The 7,352-nt window shown below is 66.8% G+C and carries 6 protein-coding genes; 4 read left to right on the top strand and 2 right to left on the bottom strand.

What is annotated here, in order from left to right; genetic code table 11:
• The first annotated feature begins 428 nt into the window (after positions 1 to 428).
• Entirely contained in the window at positions 429 to 1,652 is a 1,224-nt protein-coding gene (gene pheS / locus ACREE8_RS09825; RefSeq protein WP_431572808.1) for a phenylalanine--tRNA ligase subunit alpha, read from the top strand.
• Positions 1,649 to 4,054: a phenylalanine--tRNA ligase subunit beta gene (gene pheT, locus ACREE8_RS09820; protein WP_431572807.1), complete on the top strand. Its 2,406-nt coding sequence runs from the start codon at positions 1,649 to 1,651 to the stop codon at positions 4,052 to 4,054. Before pheS ends, pheT begins: the two co-directional genes overlap by 4 nt.
• Positions 4,055 to 4,178: 124 nt before the next feature.
• Here the strand turns inward: pheT and ACREE8_RS09815 are convergent, their stop codons facing one another.
• Positions 4,179 to 4,427, bottom strand: coding sequence for a hypothetical protein (locus tag ACREE8_RS09815; protein ID WP_431572806.1), 249 nt, complete (start codon positions 4,425 to 4,427; stop codon positions 4,179 to 4,181).
• A gap of 329 nt (positions 4,428 to 4,756) precedes the next feature.
• Here ACREE8_RS09815 and ACREE8_RS09810 point away from each other — a divergent pair, with 329 nt between their 5' ends.
• A complete protein-coding gene (locus tag ACREE8_RS09810; protein WP_431572805.1) occupies positions 4,757 to 5,353 on the top strand; it encodes a phasin family protein in 597 nt (198 codons plus the stop codon).
• Between the two features lie 21 nt (positions 5,354 to 5,374).
• Here ACREE8_RS09810 and ACREE8_RS09805 read toward each other — a convergent pair whose 3' ends face one another.
• On the bottom strand, positions 5,375 to 5,926 hold the full coding sequence (locus tag ACREE8_RS09805) for a TetR/AcrR family transcriptional regulator (RefSeq protein ID WP_431572804.1): 552 nt from the start codon (positions 5,924 to 5,926) through the stop codon (positions 5,375 to 5,377).
• 402 nt (positions 5,927 to 6,328) lie between these two features.
• Between ACREE8_RS09805 and lepA the strand changes: the two genes are divergently transcribed.
• Positions 6,329 to 7,352: translation elongation factor 4 (gene lepA / locus ACREE8_RS09800; protein ID WP_431572803.1), on the top strand; the 1,024-nt coding region annotated here is incomplete at its 3' end.

Below are 7,352 nucleotides of genomic sequence, written 5' to 3'. Positions count from 1 at the left end.
CTCCCCCTACCCCCTCCCGCAAGGGGAGGGGGCTAGAGAAATAGGGATTACGTCCCCTCCCCTTGCGGGAGGGGCAGCGGTGCCGAGCGTTAGCGAGGCATCGCGGGGGAGGGGACGGGGTGATTCTTGATAGGCGCGATCCCTGGTAGGGGCCGCCTCCTTCGATTGACCGGCCGCCGGCGTTGCGCCTATCCTCCGGCCCCATGGAAATGGCGATCGCAACGCACCGATTTACCGGCGGCCTGACCGCGCGACGACGGCCCGCTTCATTGCGGCCGGCTCGGGCAGGGCGCTGAACCGATCGCGACCCGCCAGAGACGGCAACAAGACCAAGCGAAAAGGGGCCGAGCCATGTTCGGCCCCTTCGCTTTTTTACGCATATGAGTTTTCTCCCAAGGACAGGTTCGATGCTCGAGGATGCAAGGCGGATGGAGAAGAAATGGCTCGAGGCGGTCGCGGCCGCATCCGGCCTCGATGCGCTCGAGGCCTTGCGCGTCGATGCGCTCGGCAAGAAGGGCGAGATCTCCGGCCTGATGAAAGGGCTGGGCGCCTTGACGCCCGACGAGCGCAAGGGCGCAGGCGCCGCTCTCAACCAGCTGAAGGATGCGGTCGCAGCGGCGATCGAGGCGCGCAAAGCGCAGCTCGGCGAGGCCGCGATCGATGCGCGCCTGCAGCGCGAGAAGCTCGACATGACGCTGCCGGTCGGCACCGGCCCGCAAGGCCGGCTCCATCCGATCAGCCAGACCATCGACGAGATCATCGCCATCTTCGGCGAGATGGGCTTCAAGGTCGCGGAAGGTCCGGACATCGAGGAGGATTTCTACAACTTCACGGCGCTCAACATCCCGCCGGATCACCCCGCGCGCCAGATGCACGATACTTTCTATTTAGGCGCCTCGGGCAGCGGCCGCCCCACCAACGACTCTGGTCGTGGCACCTCGGGCGATGGCCGCATGCCGGCTTCGCCGGCGACCGAAAGAGAGCGGGCTTCGCCCGCGGGCAACCCCACCGCCCTCGGTGCAGAGGAAGGTGGAGAAAGAAAATACGGGAAGGCGGCGACGCCGACGGATCTGGAGGGGCGCAAGCTGCTGCGCACCCACACTTCGCCGGTGCAGATCCGCTACATGAAATCGCACACCCCGCCGATGCGCATCATAGCACCCGGCCGGACCTATCGCTGCGATTCCGACATGACCCACACGCCGATGTTCCACCAGGTCGAAGGGCTGGTCATCGACGAGAAGACCCATATGGGCCATCTCAAGGGCTGCCTCACCGAGTTCTGCCGCGCCTTCTTCGGCGTGTCCGATCTGCCGCTGCGGTTCCGCCCGAGTTTCTTCCCCTTCACCGAGCCCTCGGCCGAGGTCGATATCGGCTGCTCGCGCAAAGGCGGCGAGCTCAAGCTCGGCAATTACGGCGACTGGCTCGAGATCCTGGGCTGCGGCATGGTTCATCCCAAGGTGCTGGAGCTGGGCGGCGTCGATCCGACACGCTACCAGGGCTTCGCCTTCGGCATGGGGATCGAGCGCATCGCCATGCTGAAATATGGGATTCCCGATCTGCGCACCTTCTTCGACGGCGATGCGCGCTGGCTCTCCCATTACGGCTTCCAGCCCCTGGATGTGCCGAACCTCGTGGGAGGCCCTCGATGAAGTTCACGCTCGGCTGGCTCAAGGACCATCTCGACACGACGGCGGACGCGGCGGCGATCGCCGACCGGCTGACCAAGCTCGGCCTCGAGGTCGAGAGCGTCGAGGACCGCTCCAAGGATCTGGCGCCCTTCCGCGTCGCCTATGTGATCGAGGCGAAGCAACATCCCAATGCGGATCGCTTGCGGGTCTGCATGGTCGATACGGGCGAAGGCGATCCGGTTCAGGTCGTGTGCGGCGCCCCCAATGCGCGCACCGGCATGAAGGGCGTGTTCGCGCCCGCCGGTAGCCATATCCCCGGCACCGGCGTCGATCTCAAGAAGGGCAATATCCGCGGCGTCGATTCCAACGGCATGCTCTGCTCGGCCCGCGAGATGGGGCTGGGCCAGGATCATGACGGCATCATCGAGCTGCCAGCCGATGCGCCGGTGGGCGTGCCCTTCGCCAAGGTGATGGGGCTCGACGATCCGCTGTTCGACATCGCGATCACGGCCGACCGCGCCGATTGCCTCGGCGTGCGCGGCATCGCGCGCGATCTGGCGGCGGCCGGTATCGGCAAACTCAAACCCCTCACGATCGCGAAGGCCGAAGGCAGCTTCGACAGCCCGATCCGCTGGCGGCGCGATCTGCCGGCCGAGGCGGACAAGGCCTGCCCCTATGTGGTCGGGCGCTATTTCCGCCATGTGAAGAACGGCCCGAGCCCGCAATGGCTCAAGGACCGGCTGGTCGCGATCGGTCTCCGGCCGATCTCGGCGCTGGTCGATATCACCAACTATGTGACCTTCGATCTCGGCCGCCCGCTCCATGTGTTCGATGCCGACAAGCTCGCCGGCGACCTCACCATGCGCCTCGCGCGCGACGGCGAGGAGATCCTGGCGCTCGACGGCCGCACCTATCGGCTCGAGCCCGACATGACGGTGATCGCCGACAGCAAGGGCGTTCACGGCATCGGCGGCATCATGGGCGGCGAGCTCACCGGCTGCACGCCCGAAACGAAGAACGTGTTCCTCGAGGTGGCGCTGTTCGATTCCAAGCGCGTCGCGGCGACGGGCCGTCGGCTCGGCATCGAAAGCGACGCGCGCTACCGCTTCGAGCGCGGCGTCGATCCGATGTCGGCCGACTGGGGCGCGGAGATCGCGGCCAAGCTGGTGCGCGAGCTCTGCGGCGGCGAGGCGAGCCATGTGGTGAAAGCGGGTGCGGTGCCGGAATGGCGCCGGCCGCTGCATCTGCGCCCCGAGCGCGTCTTCGCGCTGGGCGGACTCGATCTGCCGGCCGCGGAGTCAGGACGCATCCTGGAAGCGCTGGGCTGCGAGGTCGCGGCCGAAGGCAAGACCCTTCGCGTCACGCCGCCCTCCTGGCGCGCGGATATCGAAGGCGAAGCCGATCTGGTCGAAGAGGCGGTGCGGGTCAAAGGCTATGACGAAGTGCCGGCCGTCCCGATGGAGCGCGACACGCCGCTGCCGGAGCCCGCGGTCACGCTGGGCCAGCGCCGCGGCCAGCAGGCCAAGCGCATCCTCGCCTCGCGCGGGATGCTCGAGGCCGTGACCTATTCCTTCACCTCGTCGGCCGCCGCCGCCTTCTTCGGCGGCGTCAAGCCGGAGCTGATGCTGGCCAATCCGATCTCGGCCGACCTCGATGTGATGCGGCCCTCGATCCTGCCGAACCTCGTCATGGCGGCCGCGCGCAATGCGGCCCGGGGCCTGGGCGATCTCGGGCTCTTCGAGGTGGGACCGCACTATGCCGACGCTACGCCGGAAGGTCAGGCGCTGGTGGCGGCGGGCTTGCGCGTGGGCCAGACCGGCCCGCGCCACTGGCGCGACAAGCCGCGGCTCGTCGATGCGTTCGATGCCAAGGCCGATGCAATGGCGCTGCTGACGATCCTCGGCGCGCCGGTCGAGAATTTCCAGGTCACGGCCGATGCACCCGCCTGGTATCACCCGGGCCAGTCGGGCCAGCTTCGTCTGGGACCGACCGTGCTGGCGCGTTTCGGCACGCTCCATCCGCGCGTTGCCGAAGGGCTCGGCCTCGAAGGGCTGGCCGTGGCGTTCGAGATCATGCTCGATACGATCCCGCAGCCCAAGGCCAAGAGCGGGCCGCAGCGTCCGCCCTTGAAGGCCTCGGCCTATCAGCCGGTCGAGCGCGACTTCGCCTTCCTGATCGCCTCGGACGTGCCGGCCGACAAGCTGATCCGCGCCGCAAAATCGGCGGAGAAGACGCTGATCCAGAATGTCAGCCTGTTCGATCTCTATGAGGGGGACCGCATCGAGGCCGGCAAGAAGTCGGTCGCGATCTCGGTCACGCTGCAGCCGGTCGACCGCACACTGACCGACGCCGAGATCGAGCAGGTCTCGCAGAAGATCGTGGCCGCGGTGATGAGGGCGACGGGCGCGGTGTTGCGGTCGTGAGTGAGCGCGCTAAGTAACGCGCGCCTTCTTCGTCATGCCGGCCGTAGCCTGTCCTCGTGCGCGCCTATGGCGCGACAGGGGGCCGGGATGACAGTAAGGCGTGAAGTCAGGCGACTTCGCCCCTCTAATGCCGCGTGGTGCTCTGCGGCAGGAAGCCCTGCTGGTCCCAGAGCTGCGCGCTGGCCCAATCCATCGCGTCGGTGAAAGCGTCCTCGCCGACCTTCGCGGTCAGGATGTTGCCGACCTCGCTCAGCGCCGCCTCGAGCTGGTCGGCGTGATCGTCCCGGCCGTTGGCGCGCAGCAGGCGGCTCAAGGCCGCGCTGTGCATCATCCAGAGCGCGGCGGTGCGCGCGGTGTCGTTCGGATCGGTCATGAGATTTCTCCGGAAAGGCGGGCTCGTTCGAGCCAGGCGAGACGCTGTGACAAGCTTATGTCAGCGCCCTTAATGAGCCGTGAAAGGCCCGCGTTTGAACGGAAATCGATCAATTGTCTCAGCAAGTTCACTAGAGCTCCTGTCGTTACGAGCCTAAGGTCTTCGACAAGTCGGCGGCGTCGTTTCGACCTCATCTCCTCAATGGCGAAACCAACGCGCTGACGCTCGCGAACGTTCCCCATCGGGCAACCCCGCATGCCAGGCTCTTGCCTCAGAGGCAGGCGCGTCGCAGCACGGAACCGGTTCCCGAAAAACAGGAGGCTGAAGCCATGGCACGCGTCTCTCCGCAGGCCGAAGTATCGCGCCCGACCATTGTCCGCGCCGACAAGACCCCTGATGAAAAGTTCGCCGCCGAAGTGGCGCCGGTCGAGGCGCCGAAAGCCGATGCGCCGAATCTCGAAGCGCCGACCTCCGCCTGGTCGATGCCTGAAGCTGTGAAACCCGAGGCTTCGGTCTCGACGGGATCCGCGAACGAAGTGCCGCACGCGGCGGTCGAGACGGCAGCAATGCCGATGATGGACGCCCAGGCCTGGGCCGGCGCCGGCAGCACGACCATGAATGCGATGCTGAAGGCGAATGACGTCATGGTGAAAGGCATGATGGCCTGGAGCCGCGAGATGGTCGACTTCACCCATGCCCGCCTGCAGGAAAGCGCCGAGCGATCGGCGGCGCTCATGCAATGCACCGATCCGACCGCCGTCCTCGCGCTTCATCGCGACTTCACGGCCAAGGCCACCGAGCAATATCTCGAGGAGGCCGGCAAGCTGACGACGATGGCGATGCGGGTCGCGAGCGAATATTGGATGCCGATCGAGGAAGGCGCCCGCAGCGCCTTCGGCCGCATCGGCAATAGCGGGCATAAATAACGGCGTCCGAAGCGCCGAGCGTCAGGCCCGGGTCAGCAGCGCGAATTGCGCCCGGGCCGCGCTCAGCCGCTCCTCGGTGCTGGCCGCCAGCCCCAGTTGATGCTCGGCGATGAGCGTCAGATAGCAGAGCCGTGCGCGGGCGTTCGTGTCCGCCGCCGGAAATCCCATGGCCCGGAACAGCCCTTCGAGATAGCCGAGGCGCTGGCGGTCGAGCGCCTCCAGCGCCTCGCGGATGGCAGGGTCGCTCCGGCCCCAGCCGCGCAAGGCCGGCTCGGGCGAGCGGGCACCCTCGCGGATGACGGTCTCGATCAGGGCCCAGAGCCGCTGCTGGGGAGTCCCTTTCTGCGCCTCGACCCGGGCGATGAGGGCGCCGCCGGACCGCTCGCGCCACTGCGCCAGCATGGCGCCCAGAAGTGCTGCCCGGTCGGCGAAATAGCCGTAGCAGCTTCCCTTGGTGACGCCGAGATCCCGGGCCAGGGCCTCGATCCGGACCGCCGCCGGCCCGCCCTGGCTCAAGGCGCGCCAGCCCGCCGCGATCCAATCCTCCGCCCGATGGGTTGCCGGTCTGGCCATAATATACGATATCGTATGTTATGGTGGATGGCTAGCGGAGCGAGTGTTTCGGCATTATATACGATAAGGTATATAATACGGTTTAACAAGGTATATAATACGGTTTAACGTAGTGCTTCCCCTCATTCGGCCTGCGGCGTTCGGCGGGTCCCGCGGGAGGTCCCTCGCGGTTGCAAGCAAGCGGGGTGGGCCCTATGTTCCTGCCCGCGCCGACGCGGGCCCTGCGCGAGCCGACTCCGGGACCGAACCGAACGGGGACCGGCCTCAAGGACCAACGAGCCGCTTCCGCCCTTGCCGACTGCGTCTCTTCGCCGTCGGGCCGGCCTTGCCGACCCGGCGCCTGACTCGATGCCGAGCCTCGACCATCGATTTCCCGGATCTCATCGCCCCCTTGCGAGTGCCATGACCGACCTCAGCCTGCTCCGCAATTTCTCGATCATCGCCCATATCGACCATGGCAAATCGACCCTGGCCGATCGGCTGATCCAGCGTTGCGGCGGCCTGACCGATCGCGAGATGAAGGACCAGGTGCTCGATTCCATGGATATCGAGCGCGAGCGCGGCATCACCATCAAGGCGCAGACGGTGCGGCTCAGCTATCCGGCGAAGGACGGCAAGACCTACACGCTGAACCTGATGGACACGCCGGGCCATGTCGACTTCGCCTATGAGGTGAGCCGCAGCCTGGCCGCCTGCGAAGGTTCGTTGCTCGTGGTCGATGCCAGCCAGGGCGTCGAGGCGCAGACCCTCGCCAACGTCTATCAGGCGATCGACAACAATCACGAGATCATCCCGGTCCTGAACAAGATCGACCTGCCCGCGGCCGAGCCTGAGAAGGTGCGCCAGCAGATCGAGGATGTGATCGGGCTCGACGCGTCGAACGCGGTGCTGATCTCGGCCAAGACCGGCATCGGCATCGACGATATTCTGGAAGCGCTGGTGACGCGCCTGCCGGCGCCCACAGGCGACGCCGAAGCGCCGTTGCGCGCCCTCCTCATCGACAGCTGGTACGACGCCTATCAGGGCGTGGTCACGCTGGTGCGGGTCAAGGACGGCACGCTGAAAGCCGGCGTCAAGGTGCGCATGATGTCGACCGGGGCCGCCCATGTGGTCGAGCGCGTCGGCGTCTTCACGCCCAAGGGCGTCGCGGTGCCGGAGCTGGGGCCGGGCGAGATCGGCTTCATCATCGCCGGCATCAAGGAAGTCGCGGACTGCCGGATCGGCGACACCATCACCGACGACCGGAGGCCGGCACCCGAGCCGCTGCCGGGCTTCAAGCCCTCGGTGCCGGTGGTGTTCTGCGGACTCTTCCCGATCGACGCCGCCGAATATCCGAATTTGCGCGACAGCCTCGCGAAGCTGCGGCTCAACGATGCGAGCTTCCAGTTCGAGCCGGAAACCTCGGCGGCACTGGGCTTCGGCTTCC

Source organism: Hypericibacter sp. (assembly GCF_050729195.1).
GTDB lineage: Bacteria > Pseudomonadota > Alphaproteobacteria > Dongiales > Dongiaceae > Hypericibacter.
Note: the sequence above shows the minus strand (reverse complement) of the source record. Positions and strands in the feature narration are given on the sequence as shown.